17 protein-coding genes are annotated in these 16917 nt (G+C 51.7%); 10 read left to right on the top strand and 7 right to left on the bottom strand.

Annotated elements, in window-relative coordinates:
* The first annotated feature begins 45 nt into the window (after positions 1 to 45).
* The 3 genes from manA (at position 46) to L21SP2_RS11520 (ending at position 3164) form a co-directional block, all read left to right on the top strand.
* Positions 46 to 1317: a mannose-6-phosphate isomerase, class I gene (manA, locus tag L21SP2_RS11530; RefSeq protein ID WP_024268698.1), complete on the top strand. Its 1272-nt coding sequence runs from the start codon at positions 46 to 48 to the stop codon at positions 1315 to 1317.
* Positions 1314 to 1766: a YaiI/YqxD family protein gene (locus L21SP2_RS11525; protein WP_024268697.1), complete on the top strand. Its 453-nt coding sequence runs from the start codon at positions 1314 to 1316 to the stop codon at positions 1764 to 1766. Before manA ends, L21SP2_RS11525 begins: the two co-directional genes overlap by 4 nt.
* Before the next feature lie 144 nt (positions 1767 to 1910).
* Positions 1911 to 3164: an FprA family A-type flavoprotein gene (locus tag L21SP2_RS11520; RefSeq protein ID WP_024268696.1), complete on the top strand. Its 1254-nt coding sequence runs from the start codon at positions 1911 to 1913 to the stop codon at positions 3162 to 3164.
* Between the two features lie 128 nt (positions 3165 to 3292).
* On the opposite strand, the gene L21SP2_RS11515 is transcribed toward L21SP2_RS11520, so the two are convergent.
* The 5 genes from L21SP2_RS11515 to asnS form a co-directional block, all read right to left on the bottom strand.
* The gene (locus L21SP2_RS11515) at positions 3293 to 4414 is read right to left on the bottom strand and encodes a methyl-accepting chemotaxis protein (protein ID WP_280113291.1); all 1122 of its coding nucleotides are present in this window, start codon (positions 4412 to 4414) and stop codon (positions 3293 to 3295) included.
* 9 nt (positions 4415 to 4423) lie between these two features.
* Positions 4424 to 5263 carry a cache domain-containing protein gene (locus L21SP2_RS11510; RefSeq protein WP_024268694.1) on the bottom strand — a complete coding sequence of 280 codons (840 nt, stop codon included), beginning with the start codon at positions 5261 to 5263 and terminating at the stop codon, positions 4424 to 4426.
* Between the two features lie 172 nt (positions 5264 to 5435).
* Entirely contained in the window at positions 5436 to 5900 is a 465-nt protein-coding gene (locus L21SP2_RS11505; RefSeq protein WP_024268693.1) for a hypothetical protein, read from the bottom strand.
* 112 nt (positions 5901 to 6012) lie between these two features.
* Positions 6013 to 7038: a TraB/GumN family protein gene (locus tag L21SP2_RS11500; protein WP_024268692.1), complete on the bottom strand. Its 1026-nt coding sequence runs from the start codon at positions 7036 to 7038 to the stop codon at positions 6013 to 6015.
* 85 nt (positions 7039 to 7123) lie between these two features.
* Complete coding sequence (gene asnS / locus L21SP2_RS11495) at positions 7124 to 8530, bottom strand: asparagine--tRNA ligase (protein WP_041402919.1); 1407 nt, start codon at positions 8528 to 8530, stop codon at positions 7124 to 7126.
* A gap of 218 nt (positions 8531 to 8748) precedes the next feature.
* Here asnS and L21SP2_RS11485 point away from each other — a divergent pair, with 218 nt between their 5' ends.
* The gene (locus L21SP2_RS11485) at positions 8749 to 9816 is read left to right on the top strand and encodes a 3-deoxy-7-phosphoheptulonate synthase (RefSeq protein ID WP_024268689.1); all 1068 of its coding nucleotides are present in this window, start codon (positions 8749 to 8751) and stop codon (positions 9814 to 9816) included.
* Positions 9817 to 9879: 63 nt separating this feature from the next.
* Here L21SP2_RS11485 and L21SP2_RS11480 read toward each other — a convergent pair whose 3' ends face one another.
* Positions 9880 to 10974, bottom strand: coding sequence for a serine/threonine protein kinase (locus L21SP2_RS11480; protein WP_024268688.1), 1095 nt, complete (start codon positions 10972 to 10974; stop codon positions 9880 to 9882).
* Positions 10975 to 11086: 112 nt separating this feature from the next.
* Between L21SP2_RS11480 and L21SP2_RS11475 the strand changes: the two genes are divergently transcribed.
* The 3 genes from L21SP2_RS11475 to L21SP2_RS11460 all read left to right on the top strand — a co-directional run bounded on the left by L21SP2_RS11475 (position 11087) and on the right by L21SP2_RS11460 (position 13005).
* Positions 11087 to 11590 (top strand): dihydroneopterin aldolase, encoded by a 504-nt coding sequence (locus L21SP2_RS11475; protein ID WP_169730476.1) that lies wholly within the window; start codon positions 11087 to 11089, stop codon positions 11588 to 11590.
* Between the two features lie 71 nt (positions 11591 to 11661).
* Complete coding sequence (locus L21SP2_RS11470; protein ID WP_024268686.1) at positions 11662 to 11832, top strand: 4Fe-4S binding protein; 171 nt, start codon at positions 11662 to 11664, stop codon at positions 11830 to 11832.
* Between the two features lie 825 nt (positions 11833 to 12657).
* Positions 12658 to 13005: a reverse transcriptase family protein gene (locus tag L21SP2_RS11460; protein ID WP_024268685.1), complete on the top strand. Its 348-nt coding sequence runs from the start codon at positions 12658 to 12660 to the stop codon at positions 13003 to 13005.
* 149 nt (positions 13006 to 13154) lie between these two features.
* Here the strand turns inward: L21SP2_RS11460 and L21SP2_RS11455 are convergent, their stop codons facing one another.
* Positions 13155 to 14789 carry a transposase gene (locus L21SP2_RS11455; protein ID WP_024268226.1) on the bottom strand — a complete coding sequence of 545 codons (1635 nt, stop codon included), beginning with the start codon at positions 14787 to 14789 and terminating at the stop codon, positions 13155 to 13157.
* A 41-nt stretch (positions 14790 to 14830) separates the two neighbouring features.
* Here L21SP2_RS11455 and L21SP2_RS11450 point away from each other — a divergent pair, with 41 nt between their 5' ends.
* The 3 genes from L21SP2_RS11450 (at position 14831) to dcd (ending at position 16899) form a co-directional block, all read left to right on the top strand.
* Positions 14831 to 15832: a reverse transcriptase domain-containing protein gene (locus L21SP2_RS11450; protein WP_024268684.1), complete on the top strand. Its 1002-nt coding sequence runs from the start codon at positions 14831 to 14833 to the stop codon at positions 15830 to 15832.
* 254 nt (positions 15833 to 16086) lie between these two features.
* The gene (locus L21SP2_RS18605; protein ID WP_024268683.1) at positions 16087 to 16257 is read left to right on the top strand and encodes a hypothetical protein; all 171 of its coding nucleotides are present in this window, start codon (positions 16087 to 16089) and stop codon (positions 16255 to 16257) included.
* A gap of 108 nt (positions 16258 to 16365) precedes the next feature.
* Positions 16366 to 16899 carry a dCTP deaminase gene (gene dcd / locus L21SP2_RS11445; protein ID WP_024268682.1) on the top strand — a complete coding sequence of 178 codons (534 nt, stop codon included), beginning with the start codon at positions 16366 to 16368 and terminating at the stop codon, positions 16897 to 16899.
* The last annotated feature ends 18 nt before the right edge of the window (positions 16900 to 16917 follow it).

The raw sequence follows: 16917 nt of genomic DNA, 5'->3' as shown, positions 1-16917 counted from the left end.
GGATGAAGTGCGAATGATTCAGAAAATTTCCAAGGAGCAGGGTGTATGTATAAAATTACTCCGGCAGTGATGAGCTATGATTGGGGAAGCTACGGCGAAATTGAAAAGTACTTCGGGATTGCCAATCCTCCCGGAAAGCCTCTGGCTGAGCTTTGGTTCGGGGCACACCGGAAAGCACCTGCCATGATTGCGGAAAATGAACATTTCAGTCTCCGGGATCTCCTGGTGTCCCATGGGGAAGATATTCTGGGGAAGGAACTGTACAAGCGCTATGCCGGAGAATTTCCTTTTCTTCTGAAAATATTATCCGCACGGAAAGGCCTCTCCATACAGGCACACCCCAGCAAGGCCCAGGCAGAGGCGGGTTTTGCCCGGGAGGAGGAGCTGGGAATAGATATCTCGGCGCCGGAACGGAACTATCGTGATGATAATCACAAACCCGAATGCATTGTGGCCGTCAGTGAATTCTGGGCTCTCAGCGGATTTCGCCGGCCGGAGGAAATTCTGAGTATTTTCCAGCGTGTGGAAGAGCTGGGGGGAGAGTGCGGGCTTCTCTCGAGATTGAAAACAATTCTGGAGTATGACACCAGCGAAAACCGTCTCCAGGATTTCTATACCGGTCTGATGAATGCCGGGCAGGATGAACTGGAAGAGCTTATGGAGAGCAGCCGCAGGGCTGTGGAGAAGGAAGGTCCCGGGGAATTGCCGGATGGTGCTGAGGAGAGAATTTGGTACTGGCTGCAGGAGCTCCGGACTCAGTTCCCCGGGGATCCGGGCACCCTTGCCCCCCTGTATCTGAATGTGGTGAAACTGAATCCCGGGCAGGGGCTTTTTATGCATGCAGGGGTTCTTCATGCGTATCTTGCGGGTACGGGCATTGAGCTGATGGCAAATTCCGACAATGTTCTCAGGGGAGGCTGCACGTCCAAACATGTTGATGTGCCTGAGTTGATCTCTGTTCTCGATTTTTCCCCCTTTCAGCCAGGTATTCTCACGCCTGATTCCCTGGGATGGTACGATTCTCCGGTTCCCGAGTTCCGGATTGCCAGAGTACGGCTGGATGATGGAGCAGAGGAAACGGAGCTGCGCAGGGGGATGGAACTTGGAGAAGCCCCGGCAATTCTCCTGGTAGAACAGGGAACTCTGGTGGTTCGACAGGGGGATGCTGCCTTCAGCGTCCGGAAAGGCGAGGCTCTTTTCATTCCCGCTGAACGGGAGCTTGAAGGGCAGGTAACCGGCATCACCCTGAGTGCCGAAACGGCGACGGCGGTGTTTGCCCTGGCCACGGTGAATGCCCTGTCCGGGGACAAAGAATGACCATCTATGTTGACGCCGATTCATGTCCTGTGAAGGTGAGGGAGATCATATCCAAAGCCGCCATCCGAAGAGAAGTAACGGCCCGCTTCGTGGCCGCCCGGAGCATTCCGGTAAAAACAAGCCCGTGGATTGAACTCATCGTGGTTGAACCGGGTCAGGATGCCGCAGACATGGAGATTCAGCGATTGGCTGAACCGGGAGATATGGTGATCACCCGTGATATTCCACTTGCCGCTGAACTGGTGGAGCTCGGTCTGACGGTTCTCAATGACAGGGGCACACAGTTCACTCCGGAAAATATCCGTACCCGCCTGAGCGAACGGAATTTTATGGCTGAGCTTCGGGCAATGGGGCTTGAGAGCATGAAAGACCGCAGCTTCTCCCCCAAAGAAATTCAGGCCTTTGCCTCCGCCTTTGACCGGGAACTCACCCGGTTATTGAAAGAATGAGGGGATTTCCTGGAACCGGGGCTATTTGTCCGTTGCAGATGAATATCATAAAAACAGTCATATTTTACTTGCAAAATCCGGAATATAGCTATAAATTTATCGAAATACTAAGGTATTGTATTGTAAAAACCTGAGGAGTTATCTATGGGAATGAATGTTACAGAAGTTACCGATGGAATTTTCCGGCTGTCAGCCAATGCAGAACCAAACTCTCTTCTTTTCGAAGGAATATGGCCTATCCCCAACGGTGTAAGCATGAACAGCTACATCGTAAAGGGTGAAAAAGTTGCCATAGTCGACGGTGTTTGCGGCTGGGACGGTGTTCCCGAAACCCTCTTTGAGCAGTTTGATCAGATGGGTATTAAAGCCGAAGATATTGATTATGTAATTGTCAACCACCATGAACCGGATCACAGCGGGTGGCTGGAGGATTTTAAAAAGATCAGGGATGACTTTCAGATTATCACGAGCGTGAAAGGCGAGCCCCTGCTGGAAGCGTTCTATGAAATAACCAATGATGTACGGACGGTGAAAACCGGAGACAGTCTGGATCTGGGTGACGGCAGGGTTCTGGCATTTGCAGATATCCCCAACGTTCACTGGCCGGAAACCATGGCAACATTCGACACCAAGAGCGGAACCCTCATGCCCTGCGATGCATTCGGATCCTTCGGTGCCATCAGTGACGCACCCTACGACGATCAGCTTTCCCGGGAAGAGATAGATTTCTTCGAGCATGAAGCTGTACGGTATTACTCAAATATTGTTGCAGCATTCTGTCTCCCGGTGAAAAAGGCGATTAAGGCGGTTGAAGAGCTTCCGGTGAAAATAATCGCCCCAGGACATGGAATCGTGTGGCGTAAGGATCCCTGGAAGATTGTAAATGATTATAAGCGCTACGCCAGCTACGACAAGAACCCTGCCAAGGAAGAAGTTACCGTACTCTGGGGTTCCATGTACGGCATGACTGAAAAAGCGGTGAAGCCTCTGGTTGAAGCAATTGAAGCCGAAGGAGTGAAGGTTCATGTTCACAGGCTGCCCGAATCTCCTCTGGGTGATGTTCTCACATCCGCCTGGACATCAACGGGAATTGTGATGGGAATGCCCACCTATGAATATAAAATGTTTCCCCCCATGTTCGCAGCCCTGGATGAACTGGCGAAGAAGAAGGTGAAGAACCGGAAAGCCTTCCGTTTCGGAAGCTACGGCTGGTCCGGCGGTGCTCAGAAAGAACTGGACGAACTGATGGCAAAGCACAAAACCGGTTGGGATTTCCTGGAAACCGTTGAGTTCAAAGGCGCTCCCGGCAAGGAAGACATCGAACTGATCAGACAGCGAGGCACGGAACTTGCCAGGGAAGTGAAGAGAATGGTGGCCGAGGCTCCCGCCATCGCCTGATTTCATTCAACATTTTATTAAAAACAAAAGAGACGCCATAGACCCCGGGCTGTGCACAGGGAAACGCTGCGCAACGGCCCGGAGAAACATTATGCCGGAGAGATGACACATTCATCCCTCCGGTTTTTTTATGCTGATGCATCCTGCTCCGTTTCGGTTTTGAAGTTCTCAACTTCAGCATGGATGGTTTTGATATTCTCCCGGTTTCGGATGCCCAGATCCCGAATCTGCTGAATGGAGATGTTGATTTCCTCCATGGCGTTGGAAATCTCCGCTATGCCCTGACTATTTTCCGTAGAAAGATTGTTCACCTTGCTGATTGCTTCAAGAGCATGCTCCGATTCTTCCCGCACTTCAGAAGACGAACTTTTTACCGTTGAGGACGTGCTCACAAGATGTTCCAGTGCTTCGGTGATTTGCTGAGTTCCCATATTCACTTCCGCCAGGGCCTGGAGAATTTCTTCCATGGCTGAGCTGGATTCTTCGGTTTCTGTGGCAATGGCGCTGATGGCCTCACCGGTTTGCCGTGAACGGTCGGATGTGGTGTGAATCTTCTCGATAATTTCTTTCACCGAAGATCCGATCTGGTTGGAGTTCTGGGCTGTGGATTCCGCAAGCTTTCGAATTTCTTCAGCTACCACCGCAAAACCCCGGCCCGCATCCCCTGCATGGGCGGCATCCGCCAGTCCCCGCATGGAGTCGATGATATGGTTGAGATTCCTCTCCACCGAATCGGATTCACCGGAAAGATTCTGGGATTTTCCCTTAATAGACTGTCCCGTGGCTGACATTTCAACAACTGCCGTTGAAATTTCTTCGGTGCTTGCACTGAGATCTTCCCCAAGCACCTCGCTGTCGGAAACTGTGGATTTCAGTTTTATGACGATATTCTGAAGTTTCTCCATCATCAGGTTGAAATTTTCCGAAAGTGAACCGATCTCATCTCTGCTTCTCACCGGTAGCCTGAAAGTCAGATCTCCGGTACCCTGGGAGATGGTGCCCAGCCCCTGGCTGATATTCAGCAGGGTGCGCTGCACGTAGGTAAGCATTCCGAACAGAATTCCTCCGATAAGGATGAGGCCTGCCAGTCCCAGGATAATGAGGAAGATGCGGAACGATTGAACCTGGGCAACAACATCATCCACGTAGAAGGTGTAGATTATTTTCCAGTCCAGTGGAGAAAACTCTTTGATATAGCCCATTTTTCTAAACGATCCCTCTTCATCCTGTTTTGAAAAATGATATTCGATTTTTCCGTCCTAGCTCTCCTGAAACAGATCATTCAGGGACTCGCCGCTGAGTGCATCGGCAAAATTCGGGTTTGTACCCACAACGCTCTGATCCACATAGGCTACGAATTCTCCCTCACTGTTTACAATAATGGGATAATTGTCCTGGGAAAGATTGGCATAGAGACTGGTGTTCAGTTCCCGGATGCTCTCCTGACGGATGGCCTGGAGTTCCTCTTCTATGTTGTCGATGTATTCACCGGTGCCCACCACCCAGTTCCAGGGCTCGAAGAGTCTGGTATGTCCAAGCTTCAACGAAGGTTCGCTTTCACCGGGTTTGGGAAAGTAGTATTCAACCCAGGCGGTACCCTGTTCCAGAGAGGATGAAACCATCTCCTGGATTATTTTGGTGCCCCTGCGGTCGGTTAGGTCGAAGCGGCTGGTTCCCACCACCGAGGGATCGGGGGGGAGGGCCACGTTAATATGTTCGGTGGTATCGATCCAGAAATATCCGTCCAGGCCGAACCACATATTGTTAATCTGTTCAACCGCCATTTCCTGGGCCTCCGCCCTGGTCAGATCGCCGTCAAGCTCCATCTGGTGAAGTCCCTGGAGCATTCCTGTGACGGACTGCACCAGTTCCTCCAGCCTTCGCTCAACATCGTTCCGGAGAATTTCACCCTGCCGTTCCGTCTCGGTGTAAAAAGAGGTGATATGGGCATGAATCTCATCAACATAGATTTCTGCAAACTGTTCGTTCTGCTCGATCATGTCGCCGGAAACAGTGGTGGATGTGAGAACCACCATCAGAAGTAAATAGCCAAAAATGGTTATTGCAATCGGGATAAATATCTTCCACCTAATGGACATTAATTTTCTCCTTTCCATCAGTATCGGTGCAAGATATGGTTGTGTCAAAGAATCTTCAGTCGGGAAATTGTAAAAGTCTGATTCGGAGGATCATTCCCCCATCCCCCGGGGAGCGGAGATCCTGCCCGGGGGAGTGCGGGAAGTGATTATTGGAAGGAAGGCATCATGGTGATCAGTTGGTGAAGTTGAATTCTCCCTGGGATACCGCCTGATTGTCGGCGCGGTCTTCATCGTTCACCCTGCTCAGGGGGTCGAGAATTACCCCAACATAATAATTACCGTCGGAAACCGTCTCCTGGCTTTCTGCCATGAATTCGTCTATCAATTCCCTGTTGACGCTGACTGTCTGAGTACCTCCGGCTTTCAGATCCACCGAGTCCTCATAAATTACTGCATCGGATGCATAACTCAAGGATGTGCCGTTGGACAATACCACCGCATACGCAACGGCATCCAATGCAGGTCCGGCGTTGGTGAAGACAATATCAATTTCACTGATTCCCTTGCTGCCGGTATCATCCACCACAACTGTGCTCACACCGGGGTTAAAGCCGGTGAGCAACCCCAGAACCCCGCTGCAGCCGCCCAGTACCATGACCATAACGAAAAGTGATGCTATTCGAACAATGTTTCTCATACCTCTCTCCTTGGGGAATCCGGGGACAGTGAAAATCCGGTTTCCCGCGTATCTCGTTCAGTATGAAATATATATTAGCGTAATCATCAGAAATTATCCAATTTTTCCCGGATTAATACCTTCGTGCCTGAAATCCTTCTTCCATGAGCAGGCGTACCAGACTGTGGGGACCCAGAAGATGTGCTGAGCCTACCACTGCAAAAATTCTGCTTTCCGGTTCTCTCTCGAAAAGGGTGATCAACTGTTCCGTCCAGTCTTCATTTCGCTCCACAATCAGGCGGCGATAGTAATCCCGGCCATTCTCATTGGATGTCATCCCCTCCAGGAGAATCTCTTCCATGGCCCGGGCATCTCCCCGGGACCAGGTTTCAAGTACCCGGTACATGTACTCGTCCAGCCGGGCAAATTCGCGAATTGTTTCATTCAGGCTGTAGGCCTGTGCCTGGAGTCCTACGGAGTTGAGAATCTCCAGCTGCTGTGTCACGGTTTCAAGGGCGTACACTTCCTTGCCGGTGGACTGGGCCTCTCTGGCAAAGTAAAGATCCAGTCCGTACTCGGGCTTCATATCCACTTCGAAACTGCTGAGCATACTCAGGGTATTGCTCACAACCCAAGGCTGAAGGCGTTCAACGGTGGAGTAGGGAATGCCGTAGCGTTCCAGTATTTCCAGAAGCATCTCCTCCTCCTGTTGCCCCAGATACTCGCTGAGCACCCGGTCGTCGGGGAGGGTGGAGTGGGAACTGATGAATTCCTGGGCCTCCTGCATATCCGCCTGAACAATATCCACCTCTTCCACCAGAATATCCGATACACTGAAGGCTTCCAGAATTTGCTCCGGAAGGGGGTATATCATGTCGCTGGCAAGATGAATTGATCCCAGGATGTGCAGGGTACGGCCATCTTTGCTGAACTCCCAGAGAAAAAGCTCCCCGTCTTCTTTTCCCGGATATTCGGGGGCCGGATCATCATCCCTGTCGCCGCGCTTTTCCGTGGCAACGGCAGAGGAGCTTACCGCATCCGGATCGATAATCCGGGTGGTGGTACAGCCCGCCGACAGCAGCAGAACCAGAAGTACCGCAGCTGCACATAACAGAGGGTTGATGCTCCCTGCAAACCGTTTTTGAAAGTATCTGATCATGTTTCGCCTCCCGTGTACCGGAGTGTATGGTTTTTCCCATCAAGTTTCTCCCCCATCAAGCCCATCAAGCAAGACGGGGACAAAGTTAGAACTCTGCGGTTTTAGACGCTCTGGGGAAGGGGATGACATCCCTGATATTCTGCATGCCGGTGACATACTGTATGAGCCGCTCAAATCCCAGACCGAACCCGGAATGGGGGACGCTGCCGAAGCGCCGGAGATCCAGATACCACCAGTAATCTTTTTCGGTAAGGCCGCTTTCCCCGAGACGGCGGCTGAGTACGTCCAGCCGTTCTTCACGCTGGCTTCCGCCGATAATTTCTCCCAGCCGGGGTACCAGAACGTCCATGCCCCGTACGGTTTTTTCATCGTCGTTCAGACGCATGTAGAAGGCTTTGATCTCCTTGGGATAGTCTGTGACGATTACCGGACCCTTGAATATCTCTTCGGTAAGAAATTTTTCATGTTCGCTTTGGAGGTCTGCACCCCAGCTCACGGGGTACTCGAAATTTCTGCCGGATTTTTCCAGCTGGCTGACGGCATCGCTGTAGCTGATGCGGGTGAAATCGCTTTCAACCACCTGCTCAAGCTGCTGGATAATTCCTTTCTGGATGCGCAGGTCGAAGAATTCCATGTCGTCCCGGGATTCTTTCAGCACTGTGGCGAGAATGTGCTTGAGAAAAGCCTCGGACCAGTCCATGTTGGCTTCAAGGTCGCAGAAGGCAATTTCCGGTTCGATCATCCAGAATTCCGCAAGGTGGCGGCTGGTATTGCTGTTTTCCGCTCGGAACGTGGGTCCGAAGGTGTAGACCCGGTCCATGGCGCTGGCATAGATTTCCGCGTTAAGCTGTCCGCTTACCGTGAGAAATGAGGGCTTTCCGAAAAAATCCCTGGAATAATCAATTCCGCCGGACATTTTTGCCCCGTCCGCTTTGGCGAGGCCGTCCAGATCCAGGGTGGTGACCTGGAACATCTCACCGGCGCCTTCTGCATCGCTTGCGGTGATAATTGGGGTGTGAACCCAGAGAAATCCATTCTCCTGGAAAAAATCGTGAACCGCCCGGGACATGGTATTCCGTACTCTGGCCACTGCGCCGAAGGTGTTGGTACGGGGGCGCAGATGAGCAATTTCCCGGAGATATTCAAAGCTGTGGCGCTTCTTCTGCATGGGGTAGGTTTCCGGGTCCGCATCGCCGTGAATCGTCAGGGCGCTGCAATGGAGCTCCACCTTCTGATTTTTACCCGGACTCTCAACAAGCATGCCTTCCACTTCCACGCTGGAGCCGTTGTTCAGCCGCTGCAGCATCTGCTCGCTGAGAATCTCCTTATCCTTATCAAGAATAACCTGAAGATTCTTCATGGAGGAGCCGTCATTCACTTCAAAAAAAACCACATTTTTCGAATCCCGCTTGGTCCTGACCCAGCCCTTGCACAGGACGGGATCTTCCTGAGGATCCATGGAGATGAGTGTTTTAACACGGAATCTTTTCATAAACCGGAGATTATCAGCTTGTCCCACCCCAGTCAATCAGGGCTTGATGGATGCCCCCCCTGAGGGGTATGATGTGCTGCGCTCATTATTATGCGGCGAAAAAGATTATGCAGCGAAGCAGACCAAGCACTGCAGACCAGGCGCTGCAGGCAATCAGAACAGATATGAACTGAAGAAACACAACTGCCGGGTTACCGCCCTGAAAGGAATACACTCGAATGGAAAGAACCAGTAATCTCAGAATAGAATCCTCGGATCAACTGCTTACCCCCCGTGAGCTGCTCAGCGAACTTCCGGCAACGGAAGAACATCTGCAGACGGTGGAAGAGGGCCGGAAACAGATTGAAGACATTCTCAGCGGCAGGGACAACCGCCTTCTTGGAGTGATCGGTCCCTGTTCCATCCATGATCCGGTGATGGGGCTTGAGTACGCAGCCAAGCTCAAGGAGCTGGCGGACGAAGTACGGGACAGCATCTATCTGGTGATGCGGGTGTATTTCGAAAAACCCCGGACCAAACTGGGGTGGAGGGGCCTGATTCTGGATCCCCACCTGAACGGCAGCAACGATATTCAGGAGGGGCTGCGCCAGGCGCGGAAACTTCTTCTGGATATTACCGCCATGGGAATACCCGCCGGCTCGGAAATGCTTGATCCCATTGTTCCCCAGTTCATTGATGATCTCCTCAGCTGGGGAGCCATCGGTGCACGAACCACCGAAAGCCAGACCCACCGGGAAATGTCCAGCGGTCTTTCCATGCCCATCGGCTTCAAGAACGGAACCGACGGCTCGGTTTCCACGGCGGTGAATGCCATGACCTCATCCCGCCATCCCCACAGTTTCATCGGTATAGATGAAGACGGGAAAACCTGTATTCTCAGAACCAAAGGGAATGATATGGGGCATCTGATTCTCAGGGGCGGAAAAAACGGTCCCAACTATTACCGTGATCATGTGGAATCCGCCGGCAGCCAGCTCAGGGAAGCGGGGCTTATAGACAAGATTATGATCGACTGCAGCCATTCCAACAGCGGAAAAAACCATGAACGGCAGCACATTGTTCTCGAGGATCTGGTGCGTCAGCGGCTCAATGGGGTCCATGAGGTGATGGGATTCATGATCGAAAGCAACCATTTTTCCGGCAAGCAGGCCATTCCTGAAGATATTTCCCAGTTGAAATACGGCGTCAGCATCACCGATGCCTGCATCGGCTGGGATGAAACGAAAAGCATTCTTCATAAAAGTGCTGAAATGCTTCGCAGCGGGAAACTCAGCCTTCAGCGCTGAGATGTTCCCGGCGGAGGCAGACATGGCCGGGAACTGCGGTCCTGAACCAGCCTGTGCTGCAACCTAATCGTCGCCGGGGCTCCAGCGTCCTTCATCTAGATCAAAGAAATAGTCTCCGTCTTCCAGCTGATCTATTGTCTCCTGCTCTTCTCTCATCTGCCGGGCCAGCCGCTGTGAGTGGCCGGCGGTTTCCGTATCCGCAGTGAGGGGAATCCGCGAACTGAGCATTCTGCACTGATCCTCCAGATCCTGTATGAAACCGTCCCAGTATTCCCCGGAACCGAAATCCGGAAAAGCCCTTCGGATGGCCGGGTCCTCCCTTCGGGCGGCAATCCAGCCGTTATAGGCAACATACCGGAGGGCTCTCAGCAGCTCGATGTATTTCTGGCTTTCCCCGGGAAATTCCAGAAACTCCCGGTACCCTTCCAGAAATGCGCCCGCCTTCAGCTCCTGCCGCTCCGGGCTGTCGGATATAATCATCCACATATCCTGAACTGCCGGAGCCCGCATGCTGTCGTCAAAATCCAGAAAAAATAATGATTCATTTCCATGAAGAATATTTCCGGTATGGCAGTCGCCGTGCACCGGCTGGAAGGTCAGTTCATTCTCCATTGCCTGTATCCATTCACCCAGCTGGGCAACCCGTTCCCGGTATGAGGCGATATGCTGGGGTGGAAGCAGATGTTCATCCAAAAGCAGGCTGCTGTGGCGCTCCAGCATGTATTGTCGGTTCATCACCGGTCGGTTAGTCAGTTGCAGATCCCGTGCGGCAAGGTGAATTCGTGCGATATAGCTGCCCAGACGTCTGATCAGCGGAAGGGTGAATTCATCAATCAGCCGTCCCCCGGTTCTGGGCCAGATGGCAAAGAGCAGTCCGTCCTGCAGAAAAAGGCTCTCGCCGTCCCTGCGCAGCGGTGCGCAAACCGGCACATCCATGGATTGAAGCCGGAACAGCATGGCATGCTCATCGGCAATGGCTTCTCTGCTCCAACGTCCCGGGCGGTAAAACTTCACCACGAGGTGGGAAGAGTCTTCAAGACGTACGTCAAAGACCCGGTTCTCCAGGCTGTTAAGCTGATGGATATGTCCGCTGCAGCTGAATCCTGCGGATTCCACCGCTCTGAGTATGGCAGGCGGATCCAATTGATAAAAATCCATGTACATCTCCTTCCCTGGTGCCCTCATGCAGGGTGCCGCCATTGTAGTCGTGACTACCCCGCCTTGCAATGGAGGGCCGGGAAAGACTTGCGTTGGATTGCCGGACATTTCCGTGTATAGTGATCTGAGCCGAGGGTTTTTAACATTCGGACCGGGATTTGCCGGCGGCGAAGGGGAGGGGATGATGATCATGACAGTGGGTTTCCAGGGGCTGAAAATCAGCTGCATTATCGGGATTCTTGAACATGAACGGCTGACTGCGCAGGATATTTTTTGCGATCTCCAGGTTGATATAGATGTGTCCCCCGGGGCGGGGATTTCCGAAGAAGCCCGGAGCTCCCGGGGCAGTTCCCCGTCTGAATATGCACGGACGGAAAACACAGCGGCGGAACATACCAGTGACGAATTATCCTCCACCCTGGACTACCGTGGGCTTGCGGAATTTGCAGCGAATTTTGCGGTTCAGGGAAAGTACGGGCTGCTGGAGAACCTGGCTGAAGATATGATTTCCGCGTTGCAGCAGCGGCATCCCCGGATCAGAAGCGGTATGCTGGAAATCCGAAAGCCCCATGCCATAGCGGATGCCGAAGCGGCATTAATACGAGTCAAATGGTAATCATAAACCAGCTTGTCAAGTGAGGTCTGAGGGGATATACTTCCCTTGAAACCAGAACCAAGGAGTCTAATATGGCTTATTCAATTAATAGTGAATGCATCAACTGCGGCGCCTGTGAACCCGAGTGCCCTGTTGAAGCTATCAGCGAAAAAGGTGATGTACGGGTGATCGATCCCGACCTTTGTACCAGCTGCGGCGCCTGTGTGGAAGTATGTCCCGTGGATGCAATTGATCCGGACTGAACCATCACAGGATTGACTGGAAGATCCAGGCCGTCCGGATCCATCCGGGCGGCTTTTTTGTATGCCCAGCGAAGCGCAGGCATACCCGACCGGTTGGAAGATACCGGTGTCGCCTCGTTCAGGAGGAAGACAATCCGAATTGCAAGGGCGCAGCTGGCAACGGTTGGGTCTGAAGGAAGCAATAGGAAGTGAACAGCACATAGCGAAAGCGAACCTGATACGGCACAACAGGGGTGGTAAGCGTGCAAAATAGCGCGAAGCCCGAAACCTGAACAGACCTGTAGTGTGTTTGAGGATGGCGTTGTTTACAGGGACTGCGCACAGTATCTGGGTAAACCTGTTGAAATCCCAGCAAAGGGTAGGGAACGACAAGCAGAAATGCAAGTCAGATCGAAGTTTCAGCAGGTGGCAGATGAGTCCGTAGTAGTGAGTAAGTTCCGGCCAGTGAAAGCCAGTAATGGTGTGGAGGAGAAAACCGGAATGACCTCGTCCCCGGTGACGAGGACTGCATTCAGGCCAAAAGCCGGATGCGGATGCGAAGGGACGAAGTTTTTAGTAAATCTTGTTTCGATGAAAAGGCTGGTCGGCAGCTACGCTGCCTGCTCGCCTATGCAACCGAAGGAGCGTGAAGCCTAAACAGAAAGTTGCTGGAAAGTGAGCAGAGTATGTGGCCACGGCCGACTGGGGAACCAGGAAGCTGAGCCAGAATACCGTTGACCTGAGTATCTTTTTGACCAGCTGAATATTGCCGGAAAATGGCTAAGAGACAGCTGCAGAGGAGAGAATGAGCAGGAGTTTCACCGCCGAGGTTTCAAACGAAAGAAGATGCAGACACAAGGAAATCGTAAAATCTGGTACAGCCTCTACGGCAGGATGCTCGAGAGACCACGGCTGGAGGCCGCTTTCAGGAAGGTGAAGGCAGCGAACGGAGCCCCCGGAGTAGACGGAGTGAGCGTCAAAGCCTTTGCCGACCGTCTGGCGGAGCAACTCGATGTACTTGTGAAGGAATTGAAGGACAAGAGCTACCGACCGCTTCCAGTCTTGAGGGTGGAAATACCCAAAGACGGGGGAGGAGTAAGGAAACTCGGGATACCTTCGGTTCGCGACCGGGTAGTCCAGCAAGCCTTACTGGACATTCTAAACCCAATATTGACTCCCCTGAAAAAAGCTTGATGGTAAATTCAAAAAAACCCGGAAAAATTGGTCGGGGAATCCAGCCCCATAGGGGGAGATAACCCTATGGGAGGGCCCCCGCCACTTTCTTTACCGGCTATTTATCTGTACCCCCACCCCGAAGGGCTTTCCCTTTCCCCTTTTCGCTTCTAACAGAGTGCATATCCATCCGGAATTGGTTTTGACCCATCTTCGGGAAACAGGTATCCCCTGATTCTGCGAATGTTAACCATCATGGCACTCAAGACCATCATGGTGGTAACCCGATGCCTGCCCCGCACTGGTAGTTTACAGAGATGGCCACCAAAGGGGTGAATAACACTTCGAACGGTACTCTCTATTGATGCCCGCTTATTGGTAATCTCTTTTCCTGTTTCTGCTACCTGCTTCCTGGTGGCGGCAACCCGCAAATCGGTCGCAGTAAAATGAAGAACATAACTTGGTCGCTTTTTCAGCCGCTTTGCCGGGCACTGGTTGACAAAGGGGCAAGCCTGACAGCCGTCGGCAGAAAACCCGGCGGTATAGCGGTCTGCTGCTTTTTTACTTTCCCGCAGCTCCCCGCCCTGGCCATTTGGACAGATGATAGCAGTCACCTTTCCTTCACTGGTTCGAGTGACGGTGAAATCTTCCAGGCCCACTCTCGTCTTCTCTTTTTTCCTTCCCTTGATGGCACTCACGTGCTGGCTTACCTGATATGTTGCTGTTGCCTTGGCTGCCGCCTCTCCCGTATACCCCGCATCGGTATACACTTCATCGATTCCCTCCCGCTCTTTCAGGTTCTCAATATCTTCGGCCAGAAATTGCTGGTCATCGGTTATGTTTGGCGCCACACTTACCCTGCTGATGAGTTGGAGATTATTATCTTCATCGCAAGTTTCCGTGATATTTGCACCATACCCCCGGGAGCTTTCTCTGCTTTTCGTCCTGAAGGTGGCCTCTTCATCATCAGGAGACTGCAAGGTGCTACCACCGAGTTCTTTACTTTCTCGCACAACGATAGATTCCTGTTCAAAACGAAAGTGTTCACCAAAAACCCTGAAGGCCTGCTGGTACGCTTTTTCATCTCCGTGCACGTCTTCAAAACATTCCAGCATAGTCGATAGATCTTTTCCAAGCTGCTCAAGTCGCCCGTCCATCTCGTCCCGTTTCACCCGGCAGCAATAGTGCAGGGAGTCTTCTTTCACATACCTGGCAAACAGCTGCTCATACGCTTTCTGTTCTTCTTCACTGAGCATACGGTAAAAGCGATGGATGATTTCTACCAACAGCTGCAGACGGCTCATCTTGCGGATGTTACTCTGCACCATGGTTGAATCCATCCGCTGTAGGCCGGTTTTTATCTGAAACTGTTTCAATTGCTCGTCGGTTATCTGTTCACTTGCCTTGTGAATCAGATTAACCCTGTGTTCCTCTTCATAGGCACTCACCGCTGAGCGGAAGTTGTAGATAGTACGCAGCTCAAAGTTTCCTTCGTCAAAGTCCTTCAAGCCCAGGGCGTAGCGGAACTTCAGATCAAACATGAAATGATCATAGAGTCGCTCGTCACTTAAGCCGAATCCGGATTTGAGGGTTTCAAAGCCTACCAGAATATTGATAGGCGTGTTGGGCCGTGAATGCTTATCACTGTAGAGAACGGAGAAGACCTCCTCGTTAATCCTGCAGAAATATTCATGGTAGAAAACCTGTGCCCAGGACTGTTCAAGGTGTTTTCTTGCAGTCTCAGGAAGTTGGTCCACCGATGTAAACATTCTCTGCTGCTTATGTCCTTCGTTCTTTCGAAACATCCGCTCCCCCCGATGCGGAATTTTACCCTATCAACAAAATTTTGGGAATTCCCTACCTTTTTTCAGGGGAGTCAATATTTGACCCGGACTTTCATCCGTCCAGTTACGGATACCGACCGGGCAGAAGCGCACATCAGGCAATTGATAAGGCATCTACGTTCATGCGCAGGTATGAATTGGAATGGGTAGTGGATATGGACTTGTCGAAGTGTTTTGACACACTGAAGCATGACTTTTTACTGACTCAAGTACGAAAACGAGTTGCCGATGGAAGCATCTTGAATCTCATACGCCTCTTTCTTGAAAGTGGTGTGATGACGGATGCTGGTGAAGAGAACACTGAAGAAGGGAGTCCCCAGGGCGGGGTGATTAGTCCGCTTCTCGCGAACATCTACCTCGACTTCTTTGACCAGTGGAGCATGGCACGAGGGTATCGCATAGTTCGCTATGCCGACGATATCCTCATCTTTGCTTCATCACAAAAAGGTGCGGAACGTCGGCTTGCAGCTGCAACGCATTTTCTGGAAGAAGAAATGGGACTGGCTGTGAATCGTGAGAAAACTCACATTACAAACCTGTATGAGGGGGTGCGCTACCTTGGAGTAGTAATCTCTCGTCACCACACCCGGATTCAGGAAAAGAAGGTGAAAGCCTTCAAGGACAAGGTCAGGAAACTGACCCGACGCAACAGCGGGAGACCGCTGGGATCGACAATTTACGAACTCAATCCAGTACTACGCGGGTTTGCTAACTATTTCAGGATAGCAAATTGTACGAAGGTATTCAGGGAGCTGATGAGCTGGGTACGCAGGCGATTGCGGGCTATTCAGTTGCGACTTTGGAAACGCTCTTCCCGGCTGCACCGCCGATTGCGGCAGCTGGGATTTCAAGGCGAGTTCAAACACATCAAGATGAGTTCGTGGAGATCGGCTAAAAGTCCGCTTGCAGCCATGGCGCTGCAAAACAAGCACTTTGAAGAGATGAATCTGTTTTCTCTCGACAAGGTACAGGTCGCAATTTCTGTCCGGCAGCTTGCTGGATAACTGAAGACAGGAGCCGTATACGAGGTCCGTACGTACGGTTCTGTGAGAGGGACAATAAAGGAGGTCATTCCTCCTTTATTGCCCTACTCGATATGCAATACCGGTTTTTTCCGGGGCAACGTGCTTTGCCCGGGCGGACTTGAAACTTATATTCAATTCTGATAAAAATCAGTCTCGTTTTAAAAAGATAGATGGTTATGCCTTGTGCATCACAGGGTACCGGGTGTAGCCTGTGAACGTTTTAGGAGAAAGTTATGGCTGCGAATATTTCAAAGAATGCCCGCCGTGAAGGTGCCAAAGAGCTGGTTAGCCGCTGGGGCGGCAAAATTATCATGAAATCAGTATTCGAAAAGGGCCGGATGCGCCACTATGCAGTGTGCGAAAAAACCGGCAATCAGGCACGTAAACCCAAAGACCTGATGTAATACAATTCGGAACAGGTCCTGGGCGCCCGCCCGGTGACCTGCCCGGATTCTCGCGACGGGGCACGGCAGAATGTTCAAATGCCGCAGACCTTTCCAGGGAGCCGTTTCATGATACTTTCCGGTCTTGAAATTCAAAAACGTCTCGGCTCCGATATTATTATCGATCCATATAATCCGGAACAGCTGAATCCCAACTCGTATAATTTACGTCTTCACCATGAATTGCTGGTGTATGATGATCCCGTCCTGGATATGAAAAGTCCCAATGCCGCCACTCCTCTGGAAATTCCTCCGGAAGGGCTGCTTCTCGAATCGAATCGACTCTATCTGGGACGCACCATTGAGCATACCCGTACGGAAAATCTGGTGCCCATGCTTGAAGGCCGGTCCTCCATCGGCAGGCTGGGACTGTTTGTACACATTACCGCAGGATTCGGAGATGTAGGTTTTAACGGCTTCTGGACACTGGAAATTTTCTGCGTACAGCCCATCAGGGTGTACTCGGGAATCGAAATCTGCCAAATTTTTTACCATACCCTTGAAGGGGAGTACAGCCGTTACAAGAGCGGGAAGTATCAGAACAATAAGGGTATTCAGCCTTCTCTGCTGTACCGGGATTTTGAAAAAAAGCAGAAGGAATAATATCTAACAGATAATATA

The organism is Salinispira pacifica (assembly GCF_000507245.1).
In the GTDB taxonomy this organism is placed as follows: domain Bacteria; phylum Spirochaetota; class Spirochaetia; order DSM-27196; family Salinispiraceae; genus Salinispira; species Salinispira pacifica.
This window is presented reverse-complemented; position numbering and strand designations above follow the sequence as displayed.